The 20913-nt window shown below is 71.8% G+C and carries 17 protein-coding genes; 12 read left to right on the top strand and 5 right to left on the bottom strand.

The genetic code is table 11. The features are described 5' to 3' along the window. The first annotated feature begins 469 nt into the window (after positions 1–469). The 4 genes from ACTWQE_RS11110 to ACTWQE_RS11095 all read left to right on the top strand — a co-directional run bounded on the left by ACTWQE_RS11110 (position 470) and on the right by ACTWQE_RS11095 (position 6149). On the top strand, positions 470–2104 hold the full coding sequence (locus ACTWQE_RS11110; RefSeq protein WP_443328706.1) for an MFS transporter: 1635 nt from the start codon (positions 470–472) through the stop codon (positions 2102–2104). A 165-nt stretch (positions 2105–2269) separates the two neighbouring features. Next, on the top strand, positions 2270–4054 hold the full coding sequence (locus tag ACTWQE_RS11105; RefSeq protein ID WP_443328705.1) for a DEAD/DEAH box helicase: 1785 nt from the start codon (positions 2270–2272) through the stop codon (positions 4052–4054). A gap of 464 nt (positions 4055–4518) precedes the next feature. Then, positions 4519–5160, top strand: coding sequence for an IclR family transcriptional regulator (locus ACTWQE_RS11100; protein ID WP_443328704.1), 642 nt, complete (start codon positions 4519–4521; stop codon positions 5158–5160). 200 nt (positions 5161–5360) lie between these two features. Continuing rightward, positions 5361–6149, top strand: a complete 789-nt coding sequence (locus ACTWQE_RS11095; protein ID WP_443328703.1) for a S16 family serine protease — start codon at positions 5361–5363, stop codon at positions 6147–6149. 144 nt (positions 6150–6293) lie between these two features. On the opposite strand, the gene ACTWQE_RS11090 is transcribed toward ACTWQE_RS11095, so the two are convergent. Then, positions 6294–6767 carry an Lrp/AsnC family transcriptional regulator gene (locus ACTWQE_RS11090; protein ID WP_443328702.1) on the bottom strand — a complete coding sequence of 158 codons (474 nt, stop codon included), beginning with the start codon at positions 6765–6767 and terminating at the stop codon, positions 6294–6296. A 133-nt stretch (positions 6768–6900) separates the two neighbouring features. Here ACTWQE_RS11090 and hppD point away from each other — a divergent pair, with 133 nt between their 5' ends. Then, entirely contained in the window at positions 6901–8058 is a 1158-nt protein-coding gene (gene hppD, locus ACTWQE_RS11085) for a 4-hydroxyphenylpyruvate dioxygenase (RefSeq protein WP_443328701.1), read from the top strand. Between the two features lie 370 nt (positions 8059–8428). Then, on the top strand, positions 8429–9796 hold the full coding sequence (locus ACTWQE_RS11080) for an FAD-binding oxidoreductase (RefSeq protein ID WP_443328700.1): 1368 nt from the start codon (positions 8429–8431) through the stop codon (positions 9794–9796). Between the two features lie 129 nt (positions 9797–9925). On the opposite strand, the gene ACTWQE_RS11075 is transcribed toward ACTWQE_RS11080, so the two are convergent. Continuing rightward, entirely contained in the window at positions 9926–10414 is a 489-nt protein-coding gene (locus ACTWQE_RS11075; protein ID WP_443328699.1) for an SsgA family sporulation/cell division regulator, read from the bottom strand. 439 nt (positions 10415–10853) lie between these two features. On the opposite strand from ACTWQE_RS11075, the gene ACTWQE_RS11070 reads away from it, so the two are divergent. Next, positions 10854–12692, top strand: coding sequence for an RDD family protein (locus tag ACTWQE_RS11070; RefSeq protein ID WP_443328698.1), 1839 nt, complete (start codon positions 10854–10856; stop codon positions 12690–12692). Between the two features lie 68 nt (positions 12693–12760). Continuing rightward, the gene (locus tag ACTWQE_RS11065; RefSeq protein ID WP_443328697.1) at positions 12761–13465 is read left to right on the top strand and encodes an RDD family protein; all 705 of its coding nucleotides are present in this window, start codon (positions 12761–12763) and stop codon (positions 13463–13465) included. Positions 13466–13508: 43 nt separating this feature from the next. Here the strand turns inward: ACTWQE_RS11065 and ACTWQE_RS11060 are convergent, their stop codons facing one another. Next, positions 13509–13838, bottom strand: coding sequence for a hypothetical protein (locus ACTWQE_RS11060; RefSeq protein ID WP_443328696.1), 330 nt, complete (start codon positions 13836–13838; stop codon positions 13509–13511). Positions 13839–14285: 447 nt separating this feature from the next. Here ACTWQE_RS11060 and ACTWQE_RS11055 point away from each other — a divergent pair, with 447 nt between their 5' ends. Further along, on the top strand, positions 14286–16694 hold the full coding sequence (locus ACTWQE_RS11055; RefSeq protein ID WP_443328695.1) for an immune inhibitor A domain-containing protein: 2409 nt from the start codon (positions 14286–14288) through the stop codon (positions 16692–16694). A gap of 125 nt (positions 16695–16819) precedes the next feature. Further along, positions 16820–17212, top strand: coding sequence for a hypothetical protein (locus ACTWQE_RS11050; RefSeq protein WP_443328694.1), 393 nt, complete (start codon positions 16820–16822; stop codon positions 17210–17212). 211 nt (positions 17213–17423) lie between these two features. On the opposite strand, the gene ACTWQE_RS11045 is transcribed toward ACTWQE_RS11050, so the two are convergent. Together ACTWQE_RS11045 and ACTWQE_RS11040 are read right to left on the bottom strand one after the other, a co-directional pair. Further along, complete coding sequence (locus tag ACTWQE_RS11045; protein WP_443328693.1) at positions 17424–18008, bottom strand: nicotinamidase; 585 nt, start codon at positions 18006–18008, stop codon at positions 17424–17426. 338 nt (positions 18009–18346) lie between these two features. Beyond that, a complete protein-coding gene (locus ACTWQE_RS11040) occupies positions 18347–19675 on the bottom strand; it encodes a nicotinate phosphoribosyltransferase (protein WP_443328692.1) in 1329 nt (442 codons plus the stop codon). Positions 19676–19829: 154 nt separating this feature from the next. On the opposite strand from ACTWQE_RS11040, the gene clpS reads away from it, so the two are divergent. Then, a complete protein-coding gene (clpS, locus tag ACTWQE_RS11035; protein ID WP_443328691.1) occupies positions 19830–20162 on the top strand; it encodes an ATP-dependent Clp protease adapter ClpS in 333 nt (110 codons plus the stop codon). Then, the gene (locus ACTWQE_RS11030) at positions 20162–20749 is read left to right on the top strand and encodes a DUF2017 domain-containing protein (protein WP_443328690.1); all 588 of its coding nucleotides are present in this window, start codon (positions 20162–20164) and stop codon (positions 20747–20749) included. Before clpS ends, ACTWQE_RS11030 begins: the two co-directional genes overlap by 1 nt. The last annotated feature ends 164 nt before the right edge of the window (positions 20750–20913 follow it).

Genomic DNA, 20913 nt, shown 5'->3' with positions numbered 1-20913 from the left:
ACGCGCCGCGCCTCCCGGCTCCTCCTGACCCGCCACGTCTTGGCCCGTGAGCTGGTGGCCGCGGGTCCGGTGGGAGCCCACCATGCCGGTGGCGCGCGCTCGACGGGTCGGGCCGGCGCGGACATTGTCTGACGGTACGTCGGCTCTGCGGCGGCCTGGCCGCCCGGCCGGGCCCGACCGGTCGCCTGGCGGCCCAGCGGACTGGAGGCACGTAAGCCCGGGCCCGGGAGCCCGGGAGCCCGGGAGCCCCGGAGTCCAGAGAACCGTCACCGCGCCTTCCCGGCGTTGCCGCGACTCAGCCGGGCCGCGAAACGGACCGGCGGGGCCCCCCGGTCGTGCCTCGCGGGGGCGAGGCAGGTTTCCGGCGTCACCGCGCCTCCCGTCGGACCGCCGGACTAGGACCGACGGTGGACCCGATCACCGCCTTGCGACAGGGGTCAGACAGCAACACGCCCCTTACCCTGGCGCAATGGCCGCTCTCGATCCGCCCGACGACCCTGCCGCCGAATCCGCCGTTGTCCCCGACGCCCCCGCGGCCGCGGCCGCATGGGCGGACGCGCCGGGCGCCACCCCCGGCCGGACTGCCGTCGCGCATGTGGACGAGGCAGGGGGATCGCTTCCTCCCGGCACGGCCTCGGCGTCCCGACCGGCCGTGCGCAGGGGCCGTGCCCGTCGAGCCGCGCCGGACGGCGACTCCGTCCTCAGCCGTCCGTTCCGCGCGCTCACCTTCGGCATCGTCTCGGTCGTCTCCCTCATCGCCTTCGAGGCCAGCGCCGTCAACACCGCGCTGCCCGTGGCCGCCCAGGCTCTGGACGGCATCCCGCTCTACGCCTTCGCCTTCTCCGGCTACTTCACCGCCAGCCTCTTCGCCATGGCGCTGTCCGGTGAGTGGTGCGACCGGCGCGGCCCGCTCGCCCCGCTGTTCAGCGGTATCGCCGCCTTCGGTGCCGGGCTCGTGGTGTCCGGTGCGGCACCGAACATGTGGACGTTCGTCGGCGGCCGAGGCCTGCAGGGCATCGGCGGCGGATTGGTGAGCGTGGCGCTGTACGTCGTCGTCGGCCGGGCCTACCCCGAGCGGCTCCGCCCCGCCGTGCTCGCCGCGTTCAGCGCCGCCTGGGTCCTGCCCGTCATCGTCGGGCCGCTCGTCGCGGGCACGGTCACCGAACAGCTCGGCTGGCGCTGGGTGTTCCTCGCCATCCCCGTCCTGATCCTGCTGCCGCTCGCCGTGATGCTGCCCGCCCTGCGGGGGCTCCCCGGCGGCGAACGGACCTCCGCCGTGAACCGCCGCCGTATCGCCCTCGCCCTCGCCGTCGCCGCGGGCGCGGGTCTGTTGCAGTACGCGGGTCAGGCCTCCTCCCATGACGGCGCGGTCTGGACCGTGCTCGTCCCGGCCGTCGCCGGACTGGCGCTGCTCGTGCCCTGCGTACTGCGGCTGTTGCCCCGCGGCACCTTCCGCGCGGCCCGTGGTCTGCCTGCCGTGATCCTGCTGCGCGGGATCGCCGCGGGTTCGTTCCTCGGCGGGGAGACCTTCGTCCCGCTGATGCTCGTCACCGAGCGCGGGCTGTCGGCGACCCTGGCCGGGCTCTCGCTCACCGGCGGGGGGCTCACCTGGGCGCTCGGCTCGTATGTGCAGGCCCGGGCCCGCCTGGAGCCGCACCGCGAGCGGCTGATGACCCTCGGCATGGTGCTCATCGCCCTCGCCATCGCGGCGGCGGGGCTCGCACTCGTCGACACCGTGCCCGCCTGGAGCGTCGTCGCCGTCTCGTGGCTGGTCGGCGGCTTCGGTATGGGCCTGACCATCTCCAGTGGGAGCGTACTGCTGCTGAAACTGTCGAAGCCCGCGGACGCGGGCAGCAACTCCGCCTCCCTGCAGGTCTCCGACGCCCTCGGCAACATCGCCCTGGTCGGGGCCAGTGGTGTGATCTTCGTCGGTTTGGGCGGGGGGTCGGTCGCCGCCGGAGCGCACTCGGCCGCCTCGGCGGCCGCGGGGGGTACGGGCCACCCGGAGGCCTTCGCCGCGGTGTTCCTGGCCATGGCGGCCGTCGCCCTGTTCGGCGCGTATGTCACCACCCGGCTCAGGCCCGTACCGCCGCACGGAGGCTGAGGACCACCGCCGGGCGGCTCCGGCGCGTACACGCAGGGCGCCGTGGGGCCCTGGATGTGAGCTGGGTCCCACCCTTGGGTGGCCCGGGGGCGTACCCGCGGAGCGGGAAGGCGGCACCGGTAGGCTGACGCGGTTCCCGATCGCCGAGCCAGCCCGACGGAGACCGTGACTACCACCTCCTCCCACCACCTCTCACCCGCCTTCCCCGGCCGTGCTCCCTGGGGCACGGCCAACAAGCTGCGCGCATGGCAGCAGGGCGCCATGGATGCGTACATCCGGAATCAGCCGCGGGACTTCCTCGCGGTGGCGACCCCCGGAGCGGGTAAGACCACGTTCGCGCTGACGCTCGCCTCCTGGCTGCTGCACCACCACGTCGTGCAGCAGGTGACCGTCGTCGCGCCGACCGAGCATCTGAAGAAGCAGTGGGCGGAGGCGGCGGCACGGATAGGGATCAAGCTCGATCCGGAGTACAGCGCCGGGCCGCTGGGCCGTGAGTACCACGGCGTGGCCGTGACGTACGCGGGCGTCGGCGTGCGGCCCATGCTGCACCGGAACCGCTGCGAGCAGCGCAAGACCCTGGTCATCCTGGACGAGATCCACCATGCCGGTGACTCCAAGTCCTGGGGAGAGGCGTGCCTGGAGGCCTTCGAACCGGCGACCCGACGGCTGGCGCTCACCGGAACACCGTTCCGCTCCGACACCAACCCCATCCCCTTCGTCCAGTACGAGGAGGGGAACGACGGCATCCGCCGTTCGGCCGCCGACTACACCTACGGCTACGGCAACGCGCTCTCCGACGGCGTCGTCCGGCCCGTCATCTTCCTTTCCTACAGCGGCAATATGCGCTGGCGGACGAAGGCGGGGGACGAGGTCGCGGCCCGGCTCGGCGAGCCGATGACCAAGGACGCGGTGTCCCAGGCCTGGCGTACGGCGCTCGACCCGCGCGGCGAGTGGATGCCCAACGTCCTGCGCGCCGCCGACCAGCGCCTCGGCGAGGTCCGCAAGGCGATTCCGGACGCGGGCGGGCTGGTCATCGCCTCCGACCAGGACTCGGCGCGCGCCTACGCCAAGCTGATCCGCGAGATCACCGGCCGGGGCCCGACCGTCGTCCTCTCCGACGACAGCGGGGCCTCGCAGCGCATCGATGACTTCAGCGGGTCCGACGACCGCTGGATGGTCGCGGTCCGGATGGTGTCCGAGGGCGTGGACGTACCGCGGCTGGCGGTGGGCGTCTACGCCACGACGATCTCGACACCGCTGTTCTTCGCCCAGGCGGTGGGCCGTTTCGTACGGTCGCGGCGGCGTGGTGAGACGGCCTCCGTCTTCCTGCCGACGATCCCGATGCTGCTCGGCTTCGCCAACGAGATGGAGGTCGAGCGCGACCACGTCCTGGACAAGCCGAAGAAGGACGGCGAGGACGACCCGTACGCCGAGGAGGAGAAGCTCCTCCAGGAGGCGGAGAAGCAGCAGGACGAGGACACCGGCGAGCAGGACACGCTGCCCTTCGAGGCGCTGGAGTCGGACGCGGTCTTCGACCGGGTGCTGTACGACGGCGCCGAGTTCGGGATGCAGGCGCACCCGGGCAGCGAGGAGGAACAGGACTATCTGGGCATTCCCGGTCTCCTCGAGCCCGACCAGGTGCAGATGCTGCTCCAGCGCCGTCAGGCCCGGCAGATCGCGCACAGCCGGAAGAAGCCGGACGAGGAGGCCGACCTGCTCGAACTCCCGGCGGAGCGGCGGCCGGTCGTCAGCCACAAGGAGATGCTGGAGCTGCGCAAGCAGTTGAACGGCCTGGTGGGCGCGTATGTCCATCAGAGCGGCAAGCCGCACGGGGTGATCCACACCGAGCTGCGCCGGGTGTGCGGCGGGCCGCCGAGCGCCGAGGCGACGGCGGGGCAGCTCCGGGAGCGGATCAAGAAGGTCCGGGAGTGGGCCACCCGTATGCGGTGACACCGCGGTCCGACTGACTACCGACTGCGCCCCGGGGGCGCTCCGGGCGTGTGCTCATGGTGCCGCGGGAGGCGTCGTCCGGGCCGTCGGGAGGCGGGGCGCCCGGCGGCCCGGGTGCCGAGGCATTTCCCGGCCCCCGGTGCCCGAACGGGGGCGGTGGCGCCGCCCCGGGCGGTGGACGGTGCGGGCGGGTACGGGGCGATTCGGGGGTTCTCGGGGTGGCGCATGCCCGTATCACGGTCCGCAATGCGGATAAACCGGCTGTGCGCTGCCCGGATTCTGGACTATGTCTTTCGCTGAGCGGGACAGCTCGCTAGGTTTCCGGTACCCCGCACGCCCCGTGGCAGCGCCGCCGCGGAGCGCAGCCGGTGCCATGCGACCGGCGGCCTCTCCGTGCGCTGCCGCTGGGACCGGCAGAGCCACCATCGCGAGATGCCGCCGTCACTCAGACGAGAGAGGGCGTCGTGACCGCGGAGACGTCTCAAACGCTCGACCGGGGCCTGAGGGTTCTCAAGCTGCTGGCCGACACCGACCACGGCCTGACCGTGACCGAGCTGTCCAACAAGCTCGGCGTCAACCGGACAGTGGTCTACCGACTGCTGGCCACCCTGGAACAACACGCCCTCGTACGCCGTGACATCGGCGGCCGGGCGCGCGTCGGGCTCGGGGTGCTGCGGCTGGGCCGCCAGGTACACCCGCTCGTACGGGAGGCCGCCCTGCCGGCGCTGCGCTCCCTGGCGGAGGACATCGGAGCCACCGCCCACCTGACGCTGGTGGACGGGACCGAGGCCCTGGCCGTCGCCGTGGTCGAGCCGACCTGGACCGACTACCACGTGGCCTACCGGGCCGGATTCCGGCACGCCCTGGACCGCGGCGCCGCGGGCCGCGCGATACTGGCGGCCCGGCGGGACCCGGGCGGCGACCCCGGTTTCCTGCTCACCCACGGCGAACTGGAGGCGGGCGCGAGCGGCGCGGCCGCCCCGCTGCTCGGGGTGACGGGCGTGGAGGGGAGCGTGGGTGTGGTCATGCTCTCCGACTCCGTGCCCGAGCGGGTCGGCCCCAGGGTCGTGGAGGCGGCGCAGGAGGTCTCGGACGCGCTCCGCTGAGCCCCTGAGCGACGGGGCGGGGGCCCGGGTGAGAGGGGCGCGGCCGGGTACGCGGGCCGGCCCTGAGGGACGGGGCGACGGCCCGGGTGACGGGAGCCGGCGGTGCGCGCCCGGCCCAGCGGGGAGTGTCCGGGCCGACGGGACGCGGCCCGGGACGGGCGCGGAGGCGACGGCGCCGACCGTGAACTAGATTCACTCCCATGCCAGCCGTCTCCCCCCGCTCCCGGATCCTCGCTGTCTGCGCCGCCCCCGTGGTCGCACTGCTCGCCGTGGCCGCGTTCGCCCCGCTGCCCTTCTCCATCGCGCAGCCGGGCATGACCGCGGATGTGCTCGGCTCCAACCAGGGCAAGCCGGTGATCACCATCTCGGGCGCCGAGGTCCGTGAGACCACCGGACAGCTCCGGATGACGACGATCGCCGCGACCGGGCCGGATGCGGAGGTCGGCCTCGGAGATGTCATCGACGGCTGGTTCGCAGCCGACCGTTCCGTGCTGCCGCGCGAATCCGTCTACCCGGTGGGCGACACCACCGAGGAGGTCGAGCGGCACAACGCCCAGGAGATGCGGAAGTCCCAGGGCGCGGCCACCGATGCCGCGCTGCGCCATCTCCGCGAGTCCCCCGACGACGTACGCGTCACGCTCCGGCTCGCGGACGTCGGCGGGCCGAGCGCCGGGCTGATGTTCTCGCTGGGCATCGTCGACAAGCTGGACGGGGGCGGCCGCGGCGGTGACCTCACGGGCGGCCGTACGATCGCGGGCACCGGCACCATCACCACCGACGGCACGGTGGGCGCGGTCGGCGGTGTCCCGCTGAAGACGCAGGCCGCCAGGCGGGACGGGGCCACCGTCTTCCTGGTCCCGAAGGACGAGTGCGGCGAGGCCCGCGCCGAGCTGCCGAAGGGGCTGCGGCTGATTCCCGTCACGACGCTGGGTGGGGCGGTCGACGCCCTCCAGGCCCTCGACTCCGGTGGCCGGGTCCCCAGCTGCTGACCTGCCGGGCACCCGTGCACGGTCGCGAGGACCCTGCACGGGAAGACGGCGCCGGCGTGCCGGCAGGCGTCCACCAGCAGCTGCTCGTGGCGATGACCGAGGTGCTCCCGGAAGCTCACCACGGGGTCCCCCGTCCCGCTCGGCTCAGCCGCGGTCCTCCGACGCCTGGCGCACCAGCGGAATGATCCGGTGCGGCACGGGATTCTCCATGACGATCGCCGTCGAGGCCCGCACGATGCCATCAAAACCCACGACCCGGTCGATCACACGTTGGAGATCGGCGTTGGAGCGGGCCACCAGGCGGCACAGCATGTCGCCGTGACCGGTCGTGGTGTGCAGCTCCAGGACCTCCGGCACGGTCGCCAAATGGGTCCGTACGTCCGCGCCTTGGCCCTGTTTGATCTCCAACGTCGCGAAGGCGGTCACCGGATAGCCCAGCGCCGCCGGGTCCACCTCCGGACCGAAGCCGCGGATCACCCCATTGGCCTGAAGCCGGTCCAACCGGGCCTGCACGGTGCCCCGGGCGACCCCGAGCCGCCGGGACGCCTCCAGGACGCCGATGCGCGGCTCCTGGGCGAGCAGTTCGATCAGCCGCCCGTCCAGCTCGTCGATCCCCATGGTCTGTCTCCTGATCGCGTTCCGGTGGTCATACTGTACAGAACGACCGACTCTTCCGCCGGACTGCTCTGCATAGTGTGCAGCGAATCGGCCAACTATTGCGCACCTTGTGGTTCGGAGGGAGCCTGCGGATATGACTGAGACCATCGATCACCGCCCCGCCGGATCGACCGGAGAGGGCGTACGGCAGGCCGACCCCTTCCCGGTGAAGGGCATGGACGCGGTCGTCTTCGCGGTCGGCAACGCCAAGCAGGCCGCGCACTACTACTCCACGGCTTTCGGTATGCGGTGCGTCGCCTACTCCGGACCGGAGAACGGCAGCCGGGAGACCGCCAGTTACGTCCTGGAGTCCGGGGGCGCGCGCTTCGTCCTCACCTCCGTCATCAAGCCCGCGACCGACTACGGGCGGTTCATCGCCGACCATGTGGCGGAGCACGGCGACGGTGTGATCGACCTGGCCATCGAGGTGCCGGACGCACGCGCCGCGTACGCGTACGCCGTCGAGCACGGTGCCACCGGCCTGGAGGAGCCGCATGAGGCAGAGGACGCGTACGGCACGGTCGTCCTGGCCGCCATCGCGACCTACGGGCAGACCCGGCACACGCTCGTGGAGCGCACGGGATACGAGGGCCCCTATCTCCCCGGCTACGAGGCCGCCGAGCCGGTCGTGGAGCCTGGGCCCCGCCGTTTCCAGGCCATCGACCACTGCGTGGGCAATGTCGAGCTCGGCAGGATGAACGAGTGGGTCGCCTTCTACAACAACGTCATGGGCTTCACCAATATGAAGGAGTTCGTGGGCGACGACATCGCCACCGAGTACTCCGCCCTCATGTCGAAGGTCGTGGCGGACGGCACCCGCAAGGTGAAGTTCCCGCTGAACGAGCCGGCCATCGGCAAGAAGAAGTCGCAGATCGACGAGTATCTGGAGTTCTACGGCGGCCCGGGCGTCCAGCACATCGCGCTGGCCACCAACGACATCGTCGCGACCGTACGGGCCATGCGCGCGGCCGGTGTGCGGTTCCTCGAGACCCCCGACTCGTACTACGACACCCTGGGTGAGTGGGTCGGCGACACCCGCGTCCCCATCGAGACGCTGCGCGAGCTGAAGATCCTCGCCGATCGTGACGAGGACGGCTATCTGCTGCAGATCTTCACCAAGCCGGTCCAGGACCGCCCCACCGTCTTCTTCGAGATGATCGAACGACACGGTTCGATGGGTTTCGGCAAGGGCAACTTCAAGGCGCTGTTCGAGGCGATCGAGCGCGAGCAGGAGCGGCGCGGCAACCTGTGACGTCTCCGGCTCCGCCGTCGGCGTCCTGAGGGTCCCTCACGCCCCCGGCCACCGCTGGGGTGGCCCGCGGCTCCACGGCACCTGACCCGTGGGGCCGTGGGGGCCCGCACAGGCGCGGCCCGGCCTGCTCGTACGTCCGGCTCGCCGGGGGCCCGCACAGGCGCGGCCCGGCCTGCTCGTACGTCCGGCTCGCCGGGGGCCCGCACAGGCGCGGCCGCCCTGCTCCTACGCCCGGCCGCGCGTACGCTCCGCACATGCGATGTGTCCGGGCCCCGCGTGGTGCGAGGCCACGGCCCGCCCAACGGGCGCCTGACACCGTGTCGCCTCCGCGGAGCTTCCCAGGCGGGCGCACGAATGCGAGGGTGGACGCATGGACCAGCTGATCGATCTGCTCCACGACGGCCTCCCCGCCGACGCCGTACTGACCGACCCCGATGTCACGGCCGCCTACGCCAACGACATGGCGAGCTTCTGCGACGCGGGCGCCCCCGGCGTCGTCGTCCTGCCCCGCACCGTCGAGCAGGTCCAGCATGTGATGCGCACCGCCACCGCCCTGCGGGTGCCGGTCGTCCCCCAGGGCGCCCGCACCGGGCTGTCGGGCGCGGCCAACGCCTCCGACGGCTGCATCGTGCTCTCCCTGGTCAAGATGGACCGCATCCTGGAGATCAGCCCTGTCGACCGGATCGCCGTCGTCGAGCCGGGCGTCGTCAACGCCGTACTCTCCCGCGCCGTCGCCGAACAGGGGCTCTCCTACCCGCCGGACCCCAGCAGTTGGGAGCAGTGCACGATCGGCGGCAACATCGGCACCGCCTCCGGCGGCCTGTGCTGTGTGAAGTACGGCGTCACCGCCGAGTATGTGCTCGGCCTCGACGTCGTTCTGGCCGACGGCCGGCTGCTGACCACCGGCCGCCGCACCGCCAAGGGCGTCGCGGGCTACGACCTGACCCGGCTCTTCGTCGGCTCCGAGGGCAGCCTCGGCATCGTCGTACGGGCCGTGCTGGCGCTGAAGCCCTCACCGCCCCCGCAGCTCGTCCTCGCCGCCGAGTTCCCCTCCGCTGCCGCCGCCTGCGACGCCGTCTGCGAGATCATGGCCCGCGGCCACGCCCCGTCCCTCCTCGAACTCATGGACCGCACGACCCTCCGCGCCGTCAACAAGATGGCCGCCATGGGGCTGCCGGAGTCCACCGAAGCACTGCTGCTGGCCGCCTTCGACACCCCCGATCCGTCCGCCGACCTGGCGGCCGTCGGAGCGCTGTGCGAGGCGGCCGGGGCCACCGAGGTCGTACCTGCCGAGGACACGGCCGAGTCCGAGATGCTCCTCCAGGCACGGCGTCTGGCCATCACGGCCCTGGAGCAGGTCAGCACCGCGACCATGATCGACGACGTCTGCGTGCCCCGCTCCCGGCTCGCGGAGATGCTCGAGGGCACCGCCGCGATCGGCGAGAAGTACGACCTGGCGATCGGCGTCTGCGCCCATGCCGGGGACGGCAACACCCACCCCACCGTCTGCTTCGACGCCGCCGACCCCGACGAGTCGCGGCGCGCCCGTGAGTCCTTCGACGAGATCATGGGGCTCGGCCTCCGACTCGGCGGCACCATCACCGGCGAGCACGGCGTGGGCGTACTGAAGAAGGAATGGCTGGCCCGGGAGCTGGGACCGGTCGGCCTGGAGCTCCAGCGTGGCATCAAGCAGACCTTCGATCCGCTCGGACTGCTCAACCCCGGCAAACTCTTCTGACGGGGCCCGCGGCCGGCGGCCGGACGAGTGCCTGCCCAACCCCCGCCGGAAAGGGCAAGCCGAGAGAACTCGGAACGCTGGAGCGGGTGACCTCGCGCCCGCCGTCCGCTGCGAGGCGCCGGACGGAGTTCAGGCCCCCGGCCCCGGGCCCGGCTCCGGCGTGTCGTCGGAGGCGGGGGCGTCACGCAGCCGCGCGTCATCGGTCACCGCCGGGGCCAGTAACGCGTTCAACGCGTCATCGATGGCCAGCCGCTCCTGCTCCGCCTCCGGCGGAACCAGCCGCATCGTCCGCTCCAGCCACGCCGAGACCGCCGCCGCCGGAGCCTCCAGCATCGCGTCGCCGTCGGGGGAGGACAGGACGAGGCAGATGACACTGCGCCCGTCGACCTTCGCCGGCCAGATCCGGACGTCCCCGTGCCCCGACAGCCGGAACACCCCCTCGACCAGCAGATCACGCGCGAACGCCCAGGTGACCGGGGAGTCCGAACCGATGTGGAAGGTGATGCGCACGGCGTACGGATCGTCCGTCCGGTACGTCAGGCGGGCCGGCACGGAAATGCTGCGCTCCGGTGACAGGACCAGGTCGAACTCCAGCTCTCGTTCCACCACGGTGTGCATGACGTCGTCCTTTCCTTGTGCGGCGGCCTCGCGACAGGCCCGCACACGGTGAGACACGGCACCTCGCGTTTCCTTACGCGACTTCGCGAAAACTCATCGATTCTCCTCCGACAGCAGCCCTCAGGTGGCCCGAACGCACGGACCGGTCCCGCACCGGCGAGGATTTCCGTACGTCCGAGGGGGCGTTGGCCCGGGCGGTCTCGTCAACGCGGCTCCGCGGGCATGCCCCCGCATGGTCCCGGGCCGGGCGGACGGAGAGGCGGGTACAGAGGGATCCGAGCGGCGGATCGGCGGGGTCTGATATGTGTGGACACTGCGCTCCGGTCCCCGCGCGCACCCATGGGCGGTGGTGGAGCGAGGTACACCCACACCGCGCGTGTGCGGCACACTGCTCATGCCCCACCGCACAGCACGCCGAGCAGACACGACGGGACGGTCAATGAGCGCGCCAACCTCAGGATCCGCCGACGGCAGCCCCAGCCCCGGGTATTACCCCGACCCGTCCATCCCCGGCTACATCCGGTACTGGAACGGGGCCTCGTGGGTGCCGGGCACAAGTCGGCCGGCACCGCAGGACGGTGAGGACATGCCGGGTGCGCCGCCCGGAACCGCATCCGCCGCTTCAACCCCCTCCACGTCGGCGCCCGCCGCTGCCACCACCTCCGCCCCCGGCGATCCCGCGCAGGCTGTAGCCCCGGCCGAGGAGACCGGTCCGGTGTTCCTCTACGAGGGCTCGGCGCCGTCCGCGTCGGGGGACGGCGGGTCGCTGCCGGAGCTGCGCCCGCGCGGCGAGATGGACGTCCGTTCCGAGGGTCTCGACTGGAACGACCCCCAGCGCCTCCACGGCTCCAGCCCCGAGCCCGCGTCCGCCTGGCACGCGGACGCCTCCCACCAGTCCGGTTTCGGCGGCGGCCAGGACCGCCGTATCTCCTGGGGCACGGACGTGCCGGGGACCGCCGACGCCGCCGCGGAGCAGACGGCTCCGGGTACTTCGCGGGGACCGGGCTCTGCCGACCCGCAGGCGAATGAGCCGTCCGGTGCCGGAAGCGGCGCCGACGGCCCGCGCAGTGTCTCCGCCCCCTCCGGAGCGGAAGGCGCGAGTGGTTCCGCGGCCTCCGGCGCCGGCGTTCCGGCGTCCGACAGCGGGCGGACGCCGGCGGCCCACCGATCAGGGGCATCCGGCCCGGACGATACGGCCGGCGCCGGTGCCTCCCGTGACACCTCCGGCGAAGGGGCAGGCCGGGGAGGTGCGGAGGACGGCGGCCCGGCGGCGGACGCGGACTTCGGCAGCCGCGGCGGACAGGCCCCCGGCGGGCGAGCGCCCCGGGACAGCACGATGACCATCCGGGCCCATCGCGGGGGAGACGCGGCCTCCGCCGATGCGGGCCGCGACGGTGACGGCACCATGGCCATCCGTGTGGCACGGCCGGGACCGGCACAGAAACCGCCGAAGGGGCGGATCGACGCCATTCCGCCACAGCCCGGCCCGGCCGCCGCACACTCCTCCCGGCCGCAGTCCCCGGCACCTGCCCCGGCTCCGGCACCTGCCCCGGCTCCGGCACCCGCTCCGGCACCCGAACCCGCTCCGGTACAGCCGCGCCTCACTCAGGGGCCCGGCGGCGGGCAGCCGTCCTGGGCCCAGCAGGCGCACCAGCCCACGGGCCCCCAGGCAGCGGGCCCGTCCGCCGGCCCGGCGCAGGGTCCGTCCGGCCCCGAGGGCGTCATCCCCTGGCGGCCACCGGTCAACGACCCCTTCCTGCAAGCCGCTCAGGCCCAGGCGTCCGCCCGCCCCGCCTCGCTCGGCCGCCGCCTCGCGGCCAGGCTGATCGACACGGTCCTGCTCGGCGCCGCGGTCGCGGCCGCCGCCGTACCGCTCGGCACCCAGGCCGTCGCCCACATCAACGACAAGGTCGAGCAGGCGAAGCTGACCGGGGAGACCGTGACCGTCTGGCTCCTCGACGGCACCACGGCCGGCCACCTCGGCATCGTCCTCGGCGTCCTGCTGCTCGCGGGTGTGCTGCTGGAGGTCCTCCCCCAGGCCAAGTGGGGCCGGACGCTCGGCAAGCGGCTCTGTGGGGTGAAGGTCGTGGACATCGAGTCCCATGACGCCCCGTCCTTCGGCGCGGCACTGCGCCGCTGGCTGCTCTACAGCCTGCTCGGCGTCCTGGTCGTCGGCATCGTCAACGTGCTCTGGTGCCTGTTCGACCGCCCCTGGCGCCAGTGCTGGCACGACAAGGTGGCGCACACCTTCGTGGCGGGAACCGGCGGAGGGGGCTGAGCCCGCCGGTCCCCCGAACGGCTCGTGCCGGGCTGCGCAGCCCCCACCGCGGGGTTCGACTGGGGGACATGAGCAGCGATCAGCCGTCACCGGAGTCCGGCGGGCCGGACGACAACGACCCGTTCCGGAAGCGGCCGCCGACGCCGCCCACGGACGGTGGCACCGGTGGCGGCTCGCCGTACGACACCCCGCCGCCGCCCCCGCCGGGCGGCGGCGGCCCGTACGGCGGAGGTCCCGGCGGTCCGGGCGGTCCCTACGACGGGGCCCCCGGCGGTCCGTACGGCGGTGCGCCGTACGGCGGCTACGGCCAGGCCGACCCCCTCGCCGGTATGCCCCCGCTCGCCAACCGCGGCAGGCGCCTTCTCGCCCGGATCATCGACGGAATCCTCATCGGTGTCCCGGTCAGCGTGATCATGGTCCTGATCGTCGGCTACTACGACCCCTGGGACCCCGATGACAGCGGCAGGTCCGCCACCGTCCAGGGCACCGTCATGCTGGTGTACTTCATCTACGAGGGCCTGATGCTGAGCAACTCCGGGCAGACCGTGGGGAAGAAGCTCATGAGGGTCCGCGTCGCCCTGCTGGAGAACGGCGGCGTACCGGCCGGCTCGGTCGGCTGGATCCGCGCGGCGGTCTACACACTGCCCCTGTTCGTCCCCTGCTGCGGCTTCGTCTTCTGGCTGATCAACGTGCTCAACTGCACCTGGGACAAGCCGTACCAGCAATGTCTGCACGACAAGGCAGCGAAGACCGTGGTGGTGGCCGTGGAGTGAGGAACGGCCGGCCGGACGGGCCGGGGAGCGTCAGCGCGTTTCTTCAGCGGCGGAGCGAGTGCTCTCCGACGCGGGGCCGGGAGTCCGTGTGGGCCCTCGGACGGGGCAGGGTGTTGTGCCGCTCGGGGGCGGCCGACCGTACGGGCCGGGCGGCAGCCGCGGTACGGGGCGCCCGCGCCGGACGAGCGGTACGGGCCGCCGGACGCGGCGTCGTGACCGTCATGGCCACGAGGAGCCCGAGGACGAGCCCAGCGACGGCGATGACCATCACCCCGGCGCCCGAACGAGTCTGGGAGAGCAGCAGCATGGCCAGGGTCGAGAAGATGACGGTGGCCGAACCGTAGGCGAGCTGTGCGGCAGTCGGACGCGGCATCGCGAGTTCCGTCCTCGGGGCATTGTCGGGCTGTGGAGTCACCGTCCCGGGGCCGCGGTTCACCGGGGACCGGGAGAACGCGGGGTACGCGCCCGTCACATGACTCTAGGTCCTGTCTGCCCGAGCGGATCTGGTGGTAAGCGTGACCTAACACACGGTGCCGGTGCACAGGGGGCGCACGGAGTCATTCCGGATTCCGACTGGCGAGACGGACGCGCCTGGTCGTCCCGTCGGCCAACCAGGCGGAATCGCACGGGTCCGGAGAGGCCGAGCGGCCACCCGTCCGTTCATCTTCCGGATATCTGTCCGATTTCCGGAAGGTGCAAACCGCTCACCGTACGGGCGTGGCGTGTCCAAGTCAAGATCTGTCTTTTCTGTCGTCGCTCCGGTCCAATGCCCCCCAGAAGAAGCGTTTTTGGGGGAAACACTCGGGAGGGCAGCGCCCACGTGAGCAGCCATCGGAGGACCATCAGATCCGCCGCCCTGGTAACCGCGGTCGCAGCGATCGGAGCGGCCGCCTTGTCGGCCGGTGCCGCGCAGGCCGAGGACGGGCAGGCAGGTGACCGGCCGACCGCCGGAGTCGAGCGCCATGACCCGGCGCCGGCGAAAGGCCAGGTCGAACACGACCTGGAAGGCCCGTTCAGCAGGAGTCGGCAAGCACAGCGCGAGGAAGCGCTCCAGCAGGTACTGGCCGGAGACGCGAAGGCGGAGAAGCGCGGCGCCTCGCGGGTGGTCAAGCTCGGCAGGGGCAAGTACGTCGAGCTGGCCCGCGAGAAGACCGACAAGATCTTCACCGTCCTGGTGGAGTTCGGCGACAAGGTCGACAACACCACGACGTACGACCCGGACGGCCCGGACGGGCCGGAGCCGCCCGTGAAGAAGTACGGCGGCGAGCCCGGGCCGCTGCACAACCGGATAGCCGAGCCGGACCGTGCGGAGGACAACAGCACGGCCTGGCGCAAGGACTACAACCGGCGGCACTTCCAGGACCTCTACTTCTCGAAGGGCAAGAAGAAGGAGTCGCTGAAGAAGTTCTACGAGAAGCAGTCCTCGGGCCGCTATTCGGTCGACGGCGAGGTCGCCGACTGGGTGAAGGTCGAGTGGAACGAGGCCCGGTACGGTTCCAACTACTGCGGTGAGACCAACTGCGCCAACGTCTGGGACGCGGTGCGCGACGGAGTCAACCAGTGGGCCGCCGACCAGAAGGCCGCCGGGAAGACCCCCGCGCAGATCAAGGCGCAGCTGGCCGAGTACGACCTCTGGGACCGCTACGACTTCGACGGCGACGGCGACTTCAACGAGTCCGACGGCTATATCGACCACTTCCAGATCGTCCACGCCGGCGAGGACGAGTCGGCGGGCGGCGGGGTCCAGGGCGAGACCGCGCTGTGGGCGCACCGCTGGTACGCGTACGGCACCGACGCGGGCAGGACCGGTCCGGGCAGCAACAAGTCCGGCGGCACGCAGATCGGTGACACCGGCATCTGGGTCGGCGACTACACCATGCAGCCGGAGAACGGCGGCCTCGGCGTCTTCGCCCACGAGTACGGCCACGACCTGGGGCTGCCGGACCACTACGACACCACCGGCAAGGGCGAGTCGTCCGTGGCCTTCTGGTCACTGATGTCCAACGGCTCCTGGCTGGGCACCGGCAGGAACGAGATCGGCGATCTGCCCGGCGACTTCACGGCCTGGGACAAGCTGCAGCTCGGCTGGCTCAACTACGGCAAGGCCAAGGCCGCCACCGCGTCCACGCACAAGCTGGGCGTCGCCGAGTACAACACGCGTGACAAGCAGGCGCTCGTCGTCGAGCTGCCCGCCAAGCCCGAGACCACCACCGTGGTCAAGCCCGCCGAGGGCTCGAAGCAGTGGTGGAGCGACATGGGCAACGACCTGAAGAACACCCTGACCCGTTCCGTGGACCTCACGGGCAAGTCCAAGGCCTCCCTGGAGCTCAAGGGCTGGTGGGACATCGAGGAGGACTACGACTACCTCTACGCCGAGGTGTCGACGGACGGCGGCGCCGACTGGACGCCGGTGGACGGCACGGCGGACGGCAGGGCCATCCCGCGCGACGGCGGTGACAAGCCGGCGCTGACCGGGACCTCCGGCGCGTACAAGAGCCTCGTCTACCCGCTGGACGCCTATGCGGGCAAGAAGATCGACATCCGGTTCCGCTACCGGACGGACGGCGGCGCGGCGCAGAAGGGCTTCGCGGCGGATGCGGTCAGCGTCGTGGCCGACGGCGCGGCGCTGTTCACGGACGGCGCCGAGGGTGACGACAACGGCTGGACGGCGAAGGGCTTCTCGCGCATCGGCGAGTCCTTCACCCAGCAGTACCCGCAGTACTACATCGCGGAGAACCGTCAGTACGTGTCGTACGACAAGACCCTCAAGGTCGGTCCGTACAACTTCGGTTGGGCCACGGCCCGCCCGAACTGGGTGGAGCACTACCCGTACCAGAACGGTCTGATGGTGTGGCTGTGGGACACCTCCCAGTCGGACAACAACGTCAGCGTCCACCCGGGCAAGGGTCTGATCCTTCCGGTGGACGCTCACGCCGAGCCGGAGAAGTGGGCGGACGGCACGCTGGTGCGCAACCGCATCCAGGCGTACGACTCGCCCTTCAGCCGCTACGGCACGGACGGCATCACGCTCCACAAGGAGGGCAAGGCCACCAAGATCAAGTCGAAGAAGGGCGTCTCCGTCTTCGATGACCGGAAGGGAACCTACTGGTTCCGGTCGAACCCGACGGCGGGGGTGGTCGTTCCTGACACCAACACCCGTATCAAGATCGTCAAGGAGGCCCGGAACGGGTCGACGATGACGGTGAAGGTCGGACCCTCGACGAAGTAATCGTTATAAAGCCAGGTCAGAGCGGCATCGGCCGTCGCCCACTAGCGGGCGGCGGCCGATTCGCGTTTAGATGCTCTGGCACAGTTCTTATTGACGCCACGTCTCACGGGGGAGTTTCTGAAGGCATGCCAGGTGGAGGATTCATCAAGCTACCGGGGGGTAGTGTGGTCGTCGCGCTGTCCCTGCCCCGCCCCCGCGGCGAGGGTGCCTGCGGTGAGGCCGTACGGGTCCGGGTGCTCGTGCACGCCGTGAACCGGGCGCGGGCACTGACGCGGCTGCGCAACCTGGGGCTGCGCGCGGTCTACCTGCGGGGCAACACCGAGCCGCCCACTCCGGACGAGGTCACAGCCGTGCTGCACCACCCCGATGGGCTGGTCTGGCGGGCCGCGCCGCACGACGACACGGAGTCCTGGCACCCCATCCGCGCGCTCCTGCGGCCCCCGGCCCAGGCCAAGGCCCCCGAGGCCGGACCGACCTGGCCGGGCCTCCCGGCGGAGCGCTCCACCACGACGCCGTAGCAGGGCGGCGAGGCGGCCCTGCCCCGCAGCCCCGGACTCCCGGAACCGGACCACGGGCCGTGCCCGGGCGGACCCGCTGTCGCCCGGAGAGCGGTCGGCGGGGCCCTGCCGACCGGGCGATCGTGCAGCGGGGTGAGGGCGGGCGTGGCGTTTCCGTGGGTCCATCCCGAGGGCGGGCCCGCGGGATGGTGCCCTCGGGGTGGACCCGCGCTCAGACGATGGGTTTTCCGGTGAGCTCCACGCCCGCCTCCCGCATCTCGGCGAGAGCCCGCTCCGTGGTGTGTTCCGAGACGCCCGCGGTCAGGTCGAGCAGGACACCCGTGACAAAGCCCTCGCGGACGGCGTCCAGGCTGGTGACCCGTACGCAGTGGTCGGTCGCGAGGCCGACCACGTCCACCTCGCTGACCCGGCGGGCCCGCAGCCAGTCGGCGAGCGAGGTGCCGTTCTCGTCGGTGCCCTCGAAGCCGCTGTACGCCGACGTGTAGGCCCCCTTGTCGAAGACCGCGTCGACGGCCCCCGAGGCGACGGCGGGCGCGAAGTTGGGATGGAACCCGCTGCCCTCGGTGCCCGCGAGGCAGTGCACCGGCCAGGAGCGCACGTAGTCCGGCTGCTCGGAGAAGTGGTCGCCCGGTGCGATGTGGAAGTCGCGTGACGCGACGATATGGCGGTATCCGGCTGTGGACTCCCCGACCAGGTCGGTGATCGCGGCGGCGACGTCGGCGCCGCCCGTCACCGCGAGGCTGCCGCCTTCACAGAAGTCGTTCTGAACGTCGACGACGATGAGTGCCCGGTGCATGGCGCGTGCCCTTCGGCTGGTGAACGGCGGGGCGGACGGGCCCCTCGCGGGGCCGGGTATCGGGCCGCCGCGGAAGGTCCGGACTGCCCCGATTCCCGAGAGTAGAGACTTGGCGGCCCTTGTGGGAGAGGGCCTCCGCCTGCTAGGGCGTGCGCCCCGGGCCTCCCGTGGAGCCCCCGTCGGCAACCGGACCTCGGCCGGCCTGCCGACGGGGAGCGGCAGGCGTGACGGGCGACCCCACCCGCCGGTGGGCCCGCACCTCGCCGTCCGGGCGCGGGCCGGGCGCCGGGCGGCCGGGTGCGGGGCCGGCCCGGGGGAGACGCGCGGCGGCGGGCCCGTCATACGTACTCCGTCGGGAGCACCGGCTCGCCCCGCGACAGTTGCATCGCGGACAGCGGCAGTGAGGCCCGTGCCTCGGCGTGCCGCTCGCGGACCGTGTCCAGGGACTCGCGGGCGAGGACCCGGCCCTCCCGGACGAGTTCCACCAACAGCTGCTGGTCGGCCAGCTCCGGCGGGATCTCCCCGGTGCCGATGACCTCCGCCTCGGCCACGCCGTCCGCGTCCAGGCGCCGGGCGGCCCACTTGCGGCCGCCGATCGAGGTCTTTCCGCCCAGCGACTTCTTGGCCACCGGGACCAGCGGGGCCTCCGGCGCCGTGGACTCCGCGCGGGCGACCAGCTTGTAGACCATGGAGCAGGTCGGGTGGCCGCTGCCGGTCACCAGCTGGGTGCCGACCCCGTAGGCGTTCACCGGCGCCACGGCGAGCGAGGCGATCGCGTACTCGTCGAGATCGCTGGTCACCACGATCTTGGTGTCCTTGGCGCCCAGGTCGTCCAGCTGCTGGCGCACCCGGTGGGCCACCAGCAGCAGATCGCCCGAGTCGATCCGTACGGCCCCGAGCTCCGGCCCGGCGAGCTCCACGGCCATGCGTACGGCCTCGGCCACGTCGTAGGTGTCGACCAGCAGCGTGGTGCCGCGCCCCAGCGAGGCGATCTGGACCGTGAAGGCGTCCCGCTCGCTGTCGTGCAGCAGGGTGAAGGCGTGGGCGCTGGTGCCGACCGTCGGGATGCCGTAGCGGAAGCCTGCGGCGAGGTCGGAGGTGGAGTGGAATCCGCCGAGGTACGCCGCGCGGCTGGCGGCGACCGCGGCCAGCTCATGAGTGCGGCGGGCGCCCATCTCGATCAGTTGGCGCGATCCGGCGGCCACGGACATCCGGGAGGCCGCCGCGGCCACCGCCGAGTCGTGGTTGAGGATCGAGAGGATCACCGTCTCCAGCAGCACGGCCTCGGCGAAGGTCCCCTCGACTCTCATCAGTGGTGAACCGGGGAAGTAGACGTCGCCCTCCGGGTAGCCCCAGATGTCGCCCCGGAAGCGGTACCCGGCGAGCCACTCCAGCGTCGCGTCGTCGATCAGCTGCCGGTCGCGCAGGAAGTCCAGGACCGCCTCGTCGAAGCGGAAGTTCTCGACCGCGTCCAGAACCCGGCCGGTGCCCGCCAGGACGCCGTAGCGCCGGCCCTCGGGCAGGCGGCGGGTGAAGACCTCGAAGACCGAACGCCGGTCCGCGGTCCCTCCTCTCAGCGCAGCCTGCAGCATCGTCAGTTCGTACTGGTCGGTGAAGAGCGCAGTCGACGGCACGGCCACCGGCAGGCCCAGTTCCGCTGTGTTCATGGCAGAGATGCTACTCCCATTACTCGTCACTTTGACGATTTCTCTGGGGCCGGTCGGCAGCACGCGGGGCGGCGGCCCCATGCGGCACCGAGGCGGAACCGCGCGACCGGTCGGCAGCACGCGGCACCGGCCGCCACGCGGGCCCATGTGTGCGATGCCCTACGCCGGGTGGCAGCATGGACGCGTGAGCGTCGCACCCGTCGAGATCGAACGCCCCGAGTCGAGCGAGGCACCGAACGTCGTGCCCGAACCCGATGTCCCGTGGGTGACTCTCGTCCACAATGATCCGGTCAACCTCATGACCTATGTGACGTATGTCTTTCAGACGTACTTCGGCTACTCCAAGGACAAGGCCCACAAGCTGATGCTCGATGTGCACCACAAAGGCCGCGCGATCGTCTCCAGCGGCACGCGCGAAGAGATGGAGCGCGACGTACAGGCCATGCATGGCTACGGCCTGTGGGCGACTCTCCAGCAGGACCGCTGATGTCCGGACTCTTCGAAGCCGTCCCCGGCGGAGGGGCCGCTGTCGCGCTCGACGAGGTCGAGATCTCCATCCTCCGTAGCCTGGCGGTGCAGTTGCTGGAGCTCGTGGGCCCCGGCGACCTGCCGGTCGAAGGCGAGGACCCGCTCGCCACGCTGTTCGCCGAGGGGCCCAGCGAGCCGCCCGCCGACCCGGCGCTGGCCCGGCTCTTCCCCGACGCGTACGGCGGTCCGGACGCGAAGCCGGACGACGAGGCGCGCGCCCTCTCCTCGGAGTTCCGGCGCTACACGGAGAACGACCTGCGGGCCCGCAAGCGTGATGACGCCGTCGCCGTCATCCGTTCCCTCGACGCCCTCACCGTGGCCGGTGACGGCGGTGCCGTGCTCAAGCTCGGCCCGGACGAGTCGCGGCAGTGGCTCGGAGCCCTCAACGACCTCCGGCTGGCCATAGGGGCCCGCCTCGAGGTGACGGACGAGGACAGCGACGAGCTCTACCGCCTGCCGGACTCCGACCCGCGCAAGCCGATGGTGATGGCGTACCTCTGGCTGGGCGGACTCCAGGAGTCGCTCGTCGAGACGCTGCTTTCCTGAGCCTTCTCCGCCTCTCCTTTCCTTTTCCCACGTGTTGCCGCGCGTTCGCTCAACGGACACTCAAATCCGCATAACGATCGCGTCACCGATCCCAGGGCTCTTCACCCGTCCGGTGAACTTTGTCCGCCTTTCCTTGTGGCGTGTTCCACATCCGGCCGGGCGGA

Source organism: Streptomyces sp. 8N706 (genome assembly GCF_052245415.1).
In the GTDB taxonomy this organism is placed as follows: Bacteria; Actinomycetota; Actinomycetes; order Streptomycetales; family Streptomycetaceae; genus Streptomyces.
The sequence above is the reverse complement of the archived record's forward strand: the minus strand, read 5'-3'. Positions and strand labels throughout refer to the sequence as shown.